At 54.3% G+C, this 13,510-nt stretch carries 17 protein-coding genes; 10 read left to right on the forward strand and 7 right to left on the reverse strand.

Annotated features, from left to right (window positions below; translation table 11 throughout):
* Positions 1-115 precede the first annotated feature (115 nt).
* Genes lptB through QT230_RS02260 form a run of 5 tightly spaced genes read right to left on the reverse strand, consistent with a single transcriptional unit; the run spans position 116 to position 3,525 of the window.
* The gene (gene lptB, locus QT230_RS02240) at positions 116-865 is read right to left on the reverse strand and encodes an LPS export ABC transporter ATP-binding protein (RefSeq protein ID WP_308319855.1); all 750 of its coding nucleotides are present in this window, start codon (positions 863-865) and stop codon (positions 116-118) included.
* A gap of 10 nt (positions 866-875) precedes the next feature.
* Entirely contained in the window at positions 876-1,370 is a 495-nt protein-coding gene (gene lptA / locus QT230_RS02245) for a lipopolysaccharide transport periplasmic protein LptA (protein ID WP_308319856.1), read from the reverse strand.
* A gap of 11 nt (positions 1,371-1,381) precedes the next feature.
* Positions 1,382-1,951, reverse strand: a complete 570-nt coding sequence (gene lptC / locus QT230_RS02250; RefSeq protein ID WP_308319857.1) for an LPS export ABC transporter periplasmic protein LptC — start codon at positions 1,949-1,951, stop codon at positions 1,382-1,384.
* The gene (locus tag QT230_RS02255) at positions 1,952-2,494 is read right to left on the reverse strand and encodes an HAD hydrolase family protein (RefSeq protein WP_308319858.1); all 543 of its coding nucleotides are present in this window, start codon (positions 2,492-2,494) and stop codon (positions 1,952-1,954) included.
* A gap of 44 nt (positions 2,495-2,538) precedes the next feature.
* Positions 2,539-3,525, reverse strand: a complete 987-nt coding sequence (locus tag QT230_RS02260; protein ID WP_308319859.1) for a KpsF/GutQ family sugar-phosphate isomerase — start codon at positions 3,523-3,525, stop codon at positions 2,539-2,541.
* 367 nt (positions 3,526-3,892) lie between these two features.
* Between QT230_RS02260 and QT230_RS02265 the strand changes: the two genes are divergently transcribed.
* The 9 genes from QT230_RS02265 (at position 3,893) to hisD (ending at position 10,722) form a co-directional block, all read left to right on the forward strand.
* Positions 3,893-4,714: an ATP-binding cassette domain-containing protein gene (locus QT230_RS02265; RefSeq protein WP_308319860.1), complete on the forward strand. Its 822-nt coding sequence runs from the start codon at positions 3,893-3,895 to the stop codon at positions 4,712-4,714.
* An 18-nt stretch (positions 4,715-4,732) separates the two neighbouring features.
* Entirely contained in the window at positions 4,733-5,533 is an 801-nt protein-coding gene (gene mlaE / locus QT230_RS02270) for a lipid asymmetry maintenance ABC transporter permease subunit MlaE (protein WP_308319861.1), read from the forward strand.
* A 16-nt stretch (positions 5,534-5,549) separates the two neighbouring features.
* Complete coding sequence (gene mlaD / locus QT230_RS02275) at positions 5,550-6,014, forward strand: outer membrane lipid asymmetry maintenance protein MlaD (RefSeq protein ID WP_308319862.1); 465 nt, start codon at positions 5,550-5,552, stop codon at positions 6,012-6,014.
* A gap of 39 nt (positions 6,015-6,053) precedes the next feature.
* Positions 6,054-6,713 (forward strand): ABC transporter substrate-binding protein, encoded by a 660-nt coding sequence (locus QT230_RS02280; RefSeq protein WP_308320113.1) that lies wholly within the window; start codon positions 6,054-6,056, stop codon positions 6,711-6,713.
* Positions 6,710-7,048, forward strand: a complete 339-nt coding sequence (locus QT230_RS02285; protein ID WP_308319863.1) for an STAS domain-containing protein — start codon at positions 6,710-6,712, stop codon at positions 7,046-7,048. Before QT230_RS02280 ends, QT230_RS02285 begins: the two co-directional genes overlap by 4 nt.
* 113 nt (positions 7,049-7,161) lie before the next feature.
* Entirely contained in the window at positions 7,162-7,413 is a 252-nt protein-coding gene (locus QT230_RS02290; RefSeq protein WP_308319864.1) for a BolA family protein, read from the forward strand.
* Positions 7,414-7,423: 10 nt separating this feature from the next.
* Entirely contained in the window at positions 7,424-8,686 is a 1,263-nt protein-coding gene (gene murA, locus QT230_RS02295) for a UDP-N-acetylglucosamine 1-carboxyvinyltransferase (RefSeq protein ID WP_308319865.1), read from the forward strand.
* Positions 8,687-8,714: 28 nt separating this feature from the next.
* The gene (hisG, locus tag QT230_RS02300; protein WP_308319866.1) at positions 8,715-9,368 is read left to right on the forward strand and encodes an ATP phosphoribosyltransferase; all 654 of its coding nucleotides are present in this window, start codon (positions 8,715-8,717) and stop codon (positions 9,366-9,368) included.
* Between the two features lie 13 nt (positions 9,369-9,381).
* Positions 9,382-10,722: a histidinol dehydrogenase gene (hisD, locus tag QT230_RS02305; protein ID WP_308319867.1), complete on the forward strand. Its 1,341-nt coding sequence runs from the start codon at positions 9,382-9,384 to the stop codon at positions 10,720-10,722.
* 61 nt (positions 10,723-10,783) lie between these two features.
* On the opposite strand, the gene QT230_RS02310 is transcribed toward hisD, so the two are convergent.
* A complete protein-coding gene (locus QT230_RS02310) occupies positions 10,784-12,058 on the reverse strand; it encodes a Do family serine endopeptidase (RefSeq protein WP_308319868.1) in 1,275 nt (424 codons plus the stop codon).
* A 128-nt stretch (positions 12,059-12,186) separates the two neighbouring features.
* Here QT230_RS02310 and QT230_RS02315 point away from each other — a divergent pair, with 128 nt between their 5' ends.
* Complete coding sequence (locus tag QT230_RS02315) at positions 12,187-12,948, forward strand: Nif3-like dinuclear metal center hexameric protein (protein ID WP_308319869.1); 762 nt, start codon at positions 12,187-12,189, stop codon at positions 12,946-12,948.
* Positions 12,949-13,001: 53 nt separating this feature from the next.
* Here the strand turns inward: QT230_RS02315 and QT230_RS02320 are convergent, their stop codons facing one another.
* Positions 13,002-13,460 carry a ZapG family protein gene (locus QT230_RS02320; protein ID WP_308319870.1) on the reverse strand — a complete coding sequence of 153 codons (459 nt, stop codon included), beginning with the start codon at positions 13,458-13,460 and terminating at the stop codon, positions 13,002-13,004.
* Positions 13,461-13,510: the final 50 nt, after the last annotated feature.

Here is a 13,510-nt window from a genome sequence, read left to right on the forward strand (position 1 = left end):
TCCAGTGCAAGTGCAATAAGCATGCCATTGGTAGTAAAGTTGTTGTAGCGCGCTATTTACAGAAACAAAAAATAGGTTTATTGGCAGGCATCTGTTGTATAGACGGTTGATCCGCTTAGAGACGAAAATCAGCGCCCAGATAAACCTCTCTGACCTTCTGGTTATCGAGGATTGCGCTTGGTGAGCCGCTGGCAATGATTTGGCCGTCACCAACGATATAAGCGATATCACAAATATCGAGGGTTTCTCGCACATTATGATCGGTTATCAGTACGCCGATATGACGCTGCTTCAACGCACGGATAATCGTTTTAATATCACCGACCGAAATAGGGTCAACCCCGGCAAAGGGTTCATCCAATAAGATGAAGGCGGGTTCGGTGGCCAGCGATCGGGCAATTTCCACACGCCTGCGTTCGCCGCCAGAAAGGCTCATGCCTAAATTGTCGCGAATATGGGTGATGTGAAAATCTTCCAACAAAGCTTCCAGGCGCTGCTCGCGCCCGGCGCGGTCAAGTTCTTTGCGGGTTTCCAGGATCGCCATAATATTATCGGCAACCGATAATTTACGAAAAATAGACGCTTCTTGGGGGAGGTAGCCAATCCCCGCTGCTGCGCGCTCGTGCATCGGGGCGTGGGTTAAATCCACCTCATCAATGCCTACTTTGCCAGCATCGGATTTCACCAGTCCGACAATCATATAAAACGAGGTGGTCTTGCCCGCGCCGTTGGGGCCCAGTAAGCCAACGACACTCCCCTGAGAGATTTCCAGATTAATATCTTTAACCACCCGACGGCGCTTATAGCTTTTCGCCAAGTGGTGGGCGTACAGAGTCTTGATTGGCGCAGTGTCAGCAGTTGCCACAGCTTGGCTCCTATTGTTCCGGCTGAATGGTCATACGTATGCGCTGGGGCTCACTGCCATCAACGTCAGAGCGCGCTTGAATCACTTCGCGGTCAATAAAATACTCAAGGCGCCCGCCGCTGAACGTGTCCTCCTGTTGGATCAGTTCGGCTTGGTCGATTAGCTCTACACGGCGCTCAGCGACGTGGTAAATAATCCGTCTCGCCCAGCCCTCCGTGGGGCCATCTTGCCCTTCGGCTTGATGGCGCAGGTAGGCGCGCTCCCCGGTGGCGGTTGCCGTCGAAAGTTCGCCAGCCGCGTTGCGTTGGATCTCTACCCGCTCGCCGCGTAGCTGCATTTCGCCCTGGCGAATGTCCACATTCCCGGTGTAAACCGCAGTGCCCGCCCGCTGGTCGAGATCTAAACGGTCAGCTTCCACTTCCACAGGGGCCTGTTGTGAGGTTTGCGCCAGTGCCGATAGCGGCATCGCGAGTGCAAAAAGGGCTGTGTAAATCAGTGCTTTCATGGCGATTCCTATTAGCGTTGCGAGGCCGGTGGGTGGGTGCCGCGCACATTATCAGTTAGCCGAACCTGGCTAGTGTTAAGCCACACATCCATGCGTGAGGCACTCATTTGCTGAGGCGGTTGCTGCAGCATCACCGGTGTTTCACTCCACGCATGTTGATTCAGGCCATCATAATGCAATAGCTCGGTATCTAGCTGCCAACCCTCATCCGGTGCGATCAGGCGAGCCGAACCTGACAGCAGCAGGGTTTGGGTGGCGGTGTTGAGCGTGCCGACATCGGCGTTGGCCAACCACTGACGGTTTTCGCTGTCGTACAGTACGGCTTCAGGCTCTTCCGTCCAGGTTTCGCTTTGCTGGGGGGTATGGATAAGGCGTGGTGTTTTGAGCGATTGCAACACCTCGCCGTTATCCCCAAACAGCGTGATTTCAGAGTTTTCCAGCACGTGACCGGGCTCCTGTGCCTGCGCTTCTGGGTCGATGGCCGTGTCTTGAGGACCGCCTGGGTCAAGCCATACCAACAGGGCGCCCAGCGCAATGACTAGCCCGCCAAGCCAGAGTCGCACTTTTAGCCGTTTAAACATTTATGCTCGACCGTGCAAATAGGTGTCAAGCACCGCGCCCCAGTGCCCTTGAGATTCCAATAGCGTGTCGCAAATTTCACGCACGGCGCCGTGGCCACCCAGGCGTTCTGTCGTCCAGTCGGCGTGGGTGTGCATGTAGTCCGGCGCATTGGGAACGGTAATCCCCACCCCACAACGTTTGATAGCGGCAAGATCGGGTAGATCGTCACCGCAATAGGCCACTTGGTCCAGCTCAATATCCAAGCGCTGACATAGTCCGCGTAGCGTGGCAAGCTTGTCCTCACAACCTTGATGGACGTGATCGATGCCGAGAGCTGCAGCGCGCTGACTCACCATCGGGGAGTCGCGTCCGGTAATCAGCGCCACATGTACGCCGACGCGCTTAAGTAGTTTTAAGCCGTGACCGTCCTGCGTATGGAACGCTTTGATTTCAATGCCGTCAGCCTGGAAATAGAGGCGGCCATCGGTGAGTACGCCATCAACGTCGAGTGCTAACAGGCGAACGCGCCGGAGTCGATCAAGTAGTGGTGCCGGTAAGGACATAAAACCTCCATTTCATTTACTTAATATGCCTTGCGATAACGGCGTTAGATTACGCCGCTGGCGAGAAGGTCATGCATGTGTAGCGCGCCGATGGGGCGCTGCTGCTCGTCAACTACCGCAAGCGCGGTAATCCGGCTCTCTTCCATGATGCGTACCGCTTCGGCCGCCAAAATATCGGGGCCGATGCGTTTACCGGGCCGGGTCATGACGTCGTCAACCAGAACGTCGCGCAGGTTATGGAAATGATCCAGCGTACGGCGCAGATCACCATCGGTGTAAACTCCCGCCAAACGGCCATCGCTGTCTACCACGCAGGTAAAGCCCAGCCCCTGTCGGGTAATTTCTAGTAGTGCGTCGCGCAGTGGGCTGCCTAGTGCGACCTGGGGCAGCCGCGTGCCATCGTGCATAAGGTCTCTAACGCGCAGTAGTAGTCGCTTGCCTAAGCTGCCACCTGGGTGAGAAAGCGCAAAATCTTCCGCGGTAAAGCCGCGTGCTTCGAGTAGCGCAACGGCGAGCGCATCGCCCAGCGCAAGCGCTGCTGTGGTGGAGCTGGTGGGCGCTAGATCCAGCGGACACGCTTCGCGCTCCACGCCGCTGTTTAAGTGGGCATCAGCGTGCTTGGCCAGGGTCGAGTTTGGGCGCCCGGTCATGCTGACCAGCGGCGTGCCCAGGCGCTTTAATAGCGGCAGCAGGGCAGTGACCTCGGCGGTTTCGCCGGAATTCGATAGCGCTAGTACCACATCAGCACGGGTGATCATGCCTAAATCGCCGTGGCTGGCTTCGCCGGGGTGAACAAAAAAAGCCGGAGTGCCGGTACTGGCCAGTGTTGCTGCCAATTTGCCAGCGATATGTCCCGATTTGCCCATGCCGGTAACAACGACGCGGCCTTGGCAGGCAAGGATCAGCTCGCAGGCGCGGTCAAAGCTTTCGTCGAGCTTGGCCTGAAGGCCACCAATGGCTGCCTGCTCAATTTGCAGCGTACGCAGTGCACTTTCGCGCAGTAGGCTGGGTGAAGCGAGAGGCTGGCGCATAGCGTTTTCTCTTAACAATTAAAAAATTAAACTCTTAGCTGCCAAGAATAACATCTCGACACTCTTAATAGGCACTAGTTGAACAGGCACTAGTTGAACAGGCACTAGTTGAACAGGCACTAGTTGAACAGGCACTAGTTGAACAGGCGCTAGTTGAGTTGATGAACCTGATACGCTTGGGCTTGGGTGAGACCGTTTAGTTAATAATTTGCTCATCAATAGGAACACTCAATCGCGTAGTAGCGTCATGTAGCGTTATAATACAATGTTCGATAATGTTTTAGAAACGCCGTTTTTTAACTGCGCCGGCGGCAAGTAGGGTATGATGACCAGCCCTAGCTGCGCTTCGTTAAGAGTCAACTGATCCATGACAGATGCTGCTTTTATAGAAATTGAAGACCTCCATTTTTCCCGTGGCGATCACGAGATCTTTCGTGGCGTCAATATGACTATCCCGCGTGGAAAAGTAACGGCGATCATGGGCCCTAGCGGTACCGGTAAGACAACGCTGCTTAAGCTAATCGGCGGGCAGCTAACGCCGGAGCGTGGGCGGGTTTTAATCGAGGGTCAGGATGTTCACCAGCTTTCGCGCAAGGCGTTGTTTACGCTGCGTAAACGAATGGGAATGCTATTTCAAAGCGGCGCGCTGTTTTCCGATTTAGATGTATTTGAGAATGTCGCTTTCCCGCTACGCGTGCATACTGACTTGCCCAACACTATGGTTCGCGATCTGGTGCTGCTGAAGCTACAGGCGGTGGGTCTGCGCGGGGCGCGTCACTTAACGCCCGCTGAGCTCTCAGGAGGAATGGCACGCCGAGTAGCGTTGGCGCGCGCGGTGGCGTTGGACCCTGAACTGATTTTATATGATGAGCCTTTTGTAGGGCAGGACCCTATTTCAATGGGCGTGCTAGTACAGCTAATTAAGCGCCTGAACCAAGCGCTGCAGCTTACTTCGGTGGTGGTTTCTCACGATATCAAAGAGACGCTGAGCATTGCGGACTATCTCTACTTAATTTCCGATGGCCAAGTGGTGGCCCATGGGACGCCGCAAACCTTGGATACCAACCAAGACCCTCGGGTTAGCCAATTTATTCACGGCGAGCCTGATGGTCCCGTGCCGTTTCACTATCCCGCTGAGGCGTTTTATCACGATATTCTGGATGAAGCCCCGATTGGCAAGATAGGCTAAATGCAAAAGGTAGAGTCAATGCAGTCAAAATTCTCCGCTAGCACCGCACGCATCGCCCGACTGGGGCGTAGAGGGTGCGATTTAATGGAAGCGCTAGGCCGAGCAGGGATGTTTCTTTTCCAATCGGCGATTGGCGTGCCGTCCCGAGAAGGCTGGCGGCTGTGGTTGCATCAGATGCACTTTGTTGGCGTTCTGTCCTTAGCGATTGTTTTGGTGTCGGGGCTGTTTATCGGCATGGTGCTGGCGCTGCAGGGGTATACCATTCTAATCGATTTTGGTGCCGAGCAGGCGCTTGGTCAGATGGTGGCGCTTTCGCTATTGCGTGAACTGGCGCCTGTAGTCGCAGCGCTGCTTTTTGCTGGTCGGGCTGGTTCGGCGCTAACGGCTGAAATAGGTTTGATGAAAGCCACTGAGCAACTCACTAGCATGGAAATGATAGGAGTTGATCCGCTGCGCCGTGTAGTGGCCCCACGCCTGTGGGCAGGTTTTGTTTCGCTGCCGATTCTGACGGTGGGCTTCAGTGTGGTAGGTATTTACGGCGGCTATTTGGTGGGCGTTGAGTGGCTGGGAGTTTTTGAAGGCTCTTACTGGAGCAGCATGCAGGCCAACGTCTCCTTTCTCAACGACATTGGTAACGGCATGATCAAAAGTGCCGTATTTGCCTTGGTGGTCACCTGGATCGCAGTCTTCCAAGGCTATGATTTGGTGCCGACCTCTGAAGGTATTTCCCGCGCTACCACACGTACGGTGGTGTACTCGTCGCTTGCAGTACTGGGGCTTGATTTTATGTTGACTGCCGTCATGTTTGGCGGCCTTTAATGGGTGGAGCAGTTTCATGAAACGCAGCAAAACCATGGAGTTCGGTGTTGGCCTGTTAATGATCGCGGGCATTTTAGGTTTAGTTTTTCTAGGTCTGCGTGTGAGTGGGGTTTCTCTCTCTGCGCCTACACAGTCGTTTCAGCTAGAGGCCAACTTTGCCAATATTGGCAGCCTCAAACCGCGTGCTCGAGTCACCATGGCTGGAGTCACAGTGGGGCGGGTCGAGGCGATTGAACTGGACACCGAGTGGTATGATGCGCGGGTTGTGCTAAGTCTGGATAGCGAGCTCGAAGGCCAGCTGTCGCGAGACTCTATTGCCTCTATTCTGACCGCTGGACTATTGGGTGAGCAGTATATCGGTATCAGCGTAGGTGGAGATCCTGAGATGCTTGAGGACGGCGACAGGATACGCGATACCCAGTCGGCGCTGGTGCTGGAAGAACTTATTCAGCAATTTGTGTCCAATATGGCAAGTAATTAAACACAACCCAATGCGGTAGTGGGTAGGGAGATAATGATGATGAATGGAATTAACCGAGTGTCGGGTCGCTGGTTATTGGCTGCGACCCTGGTGGTGGCACTATTAATGCCGCTGCAATCCCAGGCGCAGTCGCAATCCCCAGAGGAGATGATTCGCGACAACGTTGAGTCGCTTATGGGCGATCTCGAAGGGCGAAAAGATTATTACGCCGATAATTTAGGTGAGCTTGAAGCCTTAGTGGATAGCAACCTCGATCAAGTAGCGGATTTTCGCTATATCGGTGCCAGCGTCATGGGTAGCTATTTCCGCAATGCCACGCCTGAGCAGCGCAGTCGCTTTGCCGATGTGTTTCGCCAAACGCTCATTGACACCTACACGCGTGGATTAGTGACGTTTGATTATAAAGAGCTGCGTGTTCTGGATACTCAGCAATCTCAGCGTCATGATGATCAAGCCAGCGTGGCCATGGAAGTGGTGGCTGATAATGGGCAAGTATATCCCGTTAGCTACAGTTTAAGGCTCTCTGGCGGCGAATGGCGGGTCGTCAATGTTATCGTTAACGGTATCAACCTGGGGTTGACGTTCCGTAATCAGTTCGATCAAGCCATGCGTGATAATAACCGCGATTACGATGCGGTCATTGAAGGCTGGTCACCTGAGGTGGGTGTTGATGAGCTAGAGCAGGGAGGCGATGCGTGACAGCGCTGTTTTCGCACCCTAGCGTTACCGTTAGCGTGGAAGATACGGCCTTAACGGTTATTGGCGATGTCGATGTAACCCTGGCGGCCAATTTGGCCGCCAGGGGCGTTGAGTGGCTCAATCTCACAGAGCTAGCGGCCGTATCGCTGGATTTTAGTCGTGTCGATAAAGCTAGCAGTGTCGCCATTAGCGTGCTGTTTGAATGGCTGCGTACCTGTCGGCAGCGCGGCATTCAAGTTCAGGCCATCCTCTTTTCAGCCCCTATGCGTCGGCTCGCCTCGTTGGCGGAGCTGGATGAATTGATTGATCATCCGGCGACTGCCCTGGCTGTTTAAAGAAGCAGCATCGCCAAGCGCGCTGCTTTTCTTTATTATATTGACCCTATTTACGCTCATTGATCATCAAGACCCCCTAAATTATCAAGACCCCATAAGGAGTTTTTTGCGCCATGCAGCCCAACGAGGTAAAAGCACTGCTTGAATCCCGAATCGACGGATGCCAGTTTCATATTCAGGGTGAAGGCTGTAACTTTCAGGTGATTGCGGTTGGCGATGCCTTTGAAGGTCTCTCTCCGGTCAAACGTCAGCAGTTGGTTTACGCTGCGCTCAGCGACGAGATCGCCTCTGGCGCGCTACACGCCATCAGCATCAAAACGTTTACTCCGACGCAGTGGCAAACTGCGTCGGAAAACGTCCAATAACGGCCGCCCTATGGATAAGCTACTCATTACTGGCAATGGGTCAGTAGACGGTGAAGTGTGGGCAAGCGGTGCTAAAAATGCTGCGCTGCCCATTCTGTGTGCCAGTCTGCTGGCTGATGGTCCGGTGATTATTGGTAATTTGCCCCACCTGCAGGATATTACTACCACGCTTGAACTGTTGGGGCGTATGGGCGTTGAACCCGTAATGGGTGAAAAGCTGAGCATTCAGTTGGATGGCTCTCAGGTCACCCAGTGCCACGCGCCCTATGAGTTAGTTAAGAAAATGCGCGCCTCGATTCTCGTGCTCGGGCCGTTACTCGCCCACTTTGGGAAAGCGGATGTGTCGCTTCCCGGTGGCTGTGCGATTGGCTCACGACCAGTGGATTTGCATATCCGTGGGCTGGAAGCCATGGGCGCAGAAATCCGCGTTGAGGCTGGCTATATCCGCGCACGGGTTGACGGTCGCCTCAAAGGTGCGACTATCTACTTTGATACCGTAACGGTCACCGGTACTGAAAATCTGCTGATGGCGGCGACCCTGGCCGATGGCAAAACCATTTTAGAAAATGCCGCCCGTGAGCCCGAAATTGTCGACTTGGCGCAGTGTTTGATCAAAATGGGCGCCAAGATCAGCGGCCATGGCACCGATACCATCACCATTGAAGGTGTTGAGAAGCTGCATGGTTGTGAACACGATGTCATGCCTGATCGTATCGAGACAGGCACGTTTTTAGTTGCCGCCGCCATGACGGGTGGGCGGGTGAAGGTTAGGCGCACTCGCGCGGATATTTTGGAAGCGGTGATTGCCAAGCTGGAAGAGGCGGGTGCCGAAGTTACCAGCGGTGAAGACTGGATCGCTCTGGATATGCACGGTAAGCGACCAAAGGCGGTGAATATTCGCACCGCACCTTATCCCGCCTTCCCAACCGATATGCAGGCGCAGTTTGTCGCCATGAACGCGGTGGCTATAGGGCATTCTCGAGTAGTTGAAACCATTTTCGAGAACCGCTTTATGCACGTTCAAGAGCTTAACCGCATGGGCACTAATATTGTGCTGGAAGGCAACACCGCCATAATTGAAGGGGTGGAGAAGCTTTCTGGTGCGCCGGTGATGGCGACCGACCTGCGCGCTTCCGCTTCGCTCGTCATTGCGGCGATGATGGCTGAGGGCGAGACGCTGGTAGATCGGATCTACCACATTGATCGTGGCTACGAGTGTATCGAAGAGAAACTGCAGCTGCTGGGTGCGCGCATTCGCCGTATTCCTGGCTAAGCCAAGCTACCAACTACTGGCCTATTTGATGAGTAAGCAACTGATTTTAGCCCTCTCTAAGGGCCGTATTCTTGAAGAAACGCTGCCACTACTCGCGGATGCGGGCATAACCCCCGCTGAAGACCTGAGTAAAAGCCGCAAGCTGCTGTTTGATACAAACTTGCCCGACGTAAAGCTGGTCATTATTCGCGCTACGGATGTGCCGACTTACGTTCAGCTAGGTGCTGCGGATGTCGGTATCGCGGGTAAAGACGTGCTGCTTGAGCATGGTGCTGAGGGTCTGTACGAGCCCCTGGACCTGGAGATCGCCCGCTGTAAATTAATGACGGCGGGCGTTACCGGGCAGTTGCCAGCGCACGCCCGTCGCCGTGTGGCAACCAAATTCGTTAATGTGGCGCGCCGCTATTACGCCGAGCAGGGCATTCAGGCGGAAGTCATTAAGCTCTACGGGGCTATGGAGCTGGCGCCCTTGATGAATTTGGCCGATGAGATTGTCGATATTGTCGATACCGGTAATACCCTGCGGGCGAATGGCATGGAGCCCCGTGAGCTGATCGCCCATATCAGTACCCGGCTGGTGGTCAATAAAGCCGCCATGACGATGAAGCATGATCGCATTAAGCCGTTATTGGCCCGTTTAGAAAGCGCGGTTCGAAAGCGCCAGACACAGCTTGCCGAATGATGTGAGGTGATCCATGAGCGATCCGATAAGTGAACTCAATAATGATCAAGGTACCGCTATGATTTCACGCCTTTCGACCAGCGATGCAGATTTTCACCATCGCTTAGATACGCTTTTAGACTGGGAAGGGGTGTCTGATAAAGCCGTTCAGACGCGTGTGGAAGAAATTCTTGCCAGCGTAAAGCAGCGTGGCGACGCGGCGGTGATCGAAGCCACCAATCGTTTCGATCGACTCACAGCCACGCACATGGGCGAGCTGCAGTTAACGCCAGCGCAGTTGAAGCAAGCGTTTGATAACTTGCCTGCGGAGCAGCGCGAAGCGCTATCCAGCGCTGCCGAGCGGATTAAACGCTATCACGAGCGTCAAAAGCCGAACTCCTGGCAGTATGAAGAGGCCGACGGCACGGTGCTCGGGCAAAAAGTAACCCCGCTTGATCGTGCTGGAATCTACGTTCCCGGCGGCAAAGCGGCGTACCCATCCTCGGTGCTGATGAATGCGATACCTGCCCATGTGGCAGGAGTGCGCGAAATAGTCATGGTTGTGCCCACTCCAGATGGCGTATTAAACGAGCTGGTGCTGGCTGCTGCCCACTTGGCGGGTGTCGACTATGTATTCACGATCGGTGGTGCTCAGGCGATCGCTGCGCTCGCCTATGGCACTGAAAGCGTGCCTAGGGTCGATAAAATCGTTGGCCCCGGCAATATTTATGTCGCTACGGCCAAGCGTGCAGTGTTTGGTCAAGTGGGTATCGATATGATCGCCGGCCCCTCGGAAATCATGGTCGTTTCTGATGGCAAAACCGACCCTAACTGGCTGGCGATGGACCTATTCTCCCAGGCGGAGCACGACGAAGATGCTCAGGCGATCCTGGTAAGTTGGGATGCTGAGCACTTGGACGCCGTTGAGGCGGCCATCGAGCGGCTGCTGCCTAGCTTAGAGCGTGAAGAGATTGTGCGTGAGTCATTGCGCCGTCGCGGTGCTTTGATTCACTGCCAGGATGCTCAACAAGCCGTGACCATGATTAACCGGATTGCTCCAGAGCATCTGGAGCTTTCAGTGGCCGAACCTGAAGCTTGGCTGGACGATATTCGCCACGCAGGGGCGATCTTTATGGGGCGCTACACCGCCGAAGCGTTGGGTGACTACTGTGCGGGGCCGAATCACGTGCTGCCCACCTCAGGTACGGCACGCTTCTCCTCACCGTTGGGCGTTTATGATTTCCAGAAGCGCTCTTCGATTATCCACTGCTCTGCAGACGGTGCTTCTGAACTGGGTAAAATCGCCTCGGTATTGGCGCGTGGTGAGTCACTCACTGCCCACGCCCGCTCAGCCGAATATCGTATTCGCGATTAATACACCCTAATACGCCTGGTGTAAGCACACTCATGTGCTTACCTGGGTGTGCTTGTAACCATTATGAGTCGCGCTGCCCTGGTATCTCTTCGTTAATCGGAATGGCGGGCAGCGGGCGCTCGCCGACTTTTAGCGTCATCTCCATGCGCTCACCGCTTCGTACGATGGTGAGCGGCAGCGAGGTGCCGGGTGGAATAGAGGCGATTTCGCTCATTGTGGCGCGGGCGTCCAAGATAGGCTGCCCATCAACGGAAAGCAGCACATCGCCCGGCTCTAACCCTGCTTTTGCCGCTGGACCATCGCTGACGACGCCTGCAACGATGACGCCTTGGGGCGTTTGCAGTCCAAAGGAAGCCGCCAGTTCCCGTGATAACGCCTGCGCTTCAATGCCTAGCCAGCCACGAATTACCCGCCCTTGGGTGACTATCTCATCAAGAATGCTGTGGGCAAGGTTGGCGGGAATTGCAAACCCGATGCCTTGTGAGCCGCCCGAGCGCGAAAAAATTGCTGTATTAATGCCGACCATCGCGCCTTCGGGATTAATCAGCGCACCGCCAGAGTTGCCTGGGTTAATGGCTGCATCGGTTTGAATAAAGTCTTCGTAGGCGTTCAGCCCTAAATGATTGCGCCCCGTTGCGCTAATAATGCCCATGGTGACCGTCTGGCCGACGCCAAAAGGGTTGCCAATTGCCAGCGCTACGTCGCCTATGGCTACATCGGCTGAATCGGTTAGCTCAATAACCGGTAAGTCATCTAGGTCGATTCTAAGTACTGCCAAATCACTTTCCGGGTCAGTGCCGATTACTTCAGCAAGTGTTTCGCGCCCGTCGCGAAGCGCGACCTGGATTTCATCGGCGCCATTAATGACATGGTGGTTGGTCAGTACGTAGCCGTCTTCGCTGACAATAACGCCGGAGCCAAGGCTAGATAGCATGCGCTGATGGGTGGTGGCGTCATCGCTTTGATTGTTAAAAAACTGTTGAAAAAAAGGATCTGACATCAGTGGGTGTTGATCACGCTCAACGATGCGTGACGAGTAAATATTAACGACCGCCGGGGCGGCTTGCTCGACGGCGTGGGCGTAGCTTGCAGGCCCCTGGTCACGGGTAAGTGGCGCTGCCTGATGAATCTTTGGTGCAGGGCGATTAGAGTTTGGGGCGACAACGGCTGGAACAGTGGAAATAGTAGGGGGTGGAGAAATAGCTGGCGCCGAGGGTTGTGGCTCTGAATCCCGAAATGGGTTGGGCAACTGCTCGGGCAGTGCAAATAAGACCAACAAAGCGACCAGCACGCCAGTGATAACAGGCCATAAGTAAGGCAACACATAGCGTCGCATGTAATAAATTCCTTAACGGGTCGGGCTTACCGTTCGCGATAAAATGAAGCGAGTTTTACAATGGTTTAATGGTAACACTTTCTTAGCTACTTCCTCACGGCTGCAATAACATCATCAACGGAGTTTCTATGATTCATCGCGACCAATTAGTGGCGGCCTGTGACCATCAGATGCGTACTACCCAGTTTCAAGACTTTACGATCAACGGTTTGCAAGTGGCGGGTGGCGATCACGTTAAACGCATTATGACCGGGGTGACTGCCTGTCAGGCACTGCTGGATGAAGCCGTTGCTTGGCAGGCCAATATGGTGTTGGTACATCACGGCTACTTTTGGAAAAATGAACCGGTTGCCATTACTGGCATGAAGCAGAAGCGGATTAAAACACTGCTGGATCACAACATTAGCTTGCTTGCTTATCACTTGCCTCTGGATGCGCATGTAGAAATGGGTAATAACGCCGAGTTGGCCAGGCGGCTAGGGTGGAAGGTTGAAGGGTGTATTGATGGCGAGCTGGGAGAGGGGCTTTTATGGTCGGGGCGACTAGCGCAAGCGCAGTCGGTGCACGCGCTGGCAGCGCAGATTGCTCACACCCTGCAGCGCGAACCACTGGTGGTTGAGGCTGTCCAGGTAGGAGAAGTTGAGCGCATTGCATGGTGCACTGGCGGTGCGCAGGACATGATTACTAACGCTTATGAGGCGGGTGCGCAAGTATTTGTATCGGGTGAAATATCGGAACGAACGACGCACTTAGCGCGCGAAATGGGGATTCACTATATTGCCGCAGGCCATCATGCCACCGAGCGTTACGGCGTTCAGGCAATGGGTGAATGGCTAAGCGATGAGTACGACGTCGAGCATCGATTTGTTGATATTGATAACCCTGCTTAATACTAAAGCGCCCCGACTCGTTGATACGTGATGCCGGGGCGTGTCGTGTGGCTTTAATAGCGCGGGGGCTGTGGAGTCGCTGCCTCGTTACCTTTCAGGCCAAAATCTTCCGATAGCGTGCCGCCTTTGCCATCGGCGTAGTCGCGGGGCGTTGTTGGCGTACTATTGCCCTCTTTTGTCTGCTGCTCTTGGGGTGATTTTAGACTGGAGAAATCAAGGCTGGGCTGAATAGCCGTATCACGAATATCCCACTCTGCAGCGTCCTCTTTCAATTGAAGCTCCAACTGATTGGCTTCATCGCGAATGTTACTGAGGCGTTCATAAATCCCCGTTAAATGACTGCCTACGCTGTTTTTCATTTCTGCAATTTGATGCTCTTTTTCAAGTAGCTTTTGACGCATGGAGGCAGCCTCACGCTGGCTTTTGCTGAACAGGCGGTAACACCCCATTCCTGCGATAAAACCGACGATAAGACTGATGATGGCAAAGGTTAATGGTGAGCTTGCGTCCACAGTTTTCTCCTGGCGCCTTATGTAACAGTAGCTGCATTGGCCTGCAGCTT

Origin of the sequence: Halomonas sp. SpR8 (genome assembly GCF_031010195.1) — a bacterium.
In the GTDB taxonomy this organism is placed as follows: domain Bacteria; phylum Pseudomonadota; class Gammaproteobacteria; order Pseudomonadales; family Halomonadaceae; genus Vreelandella.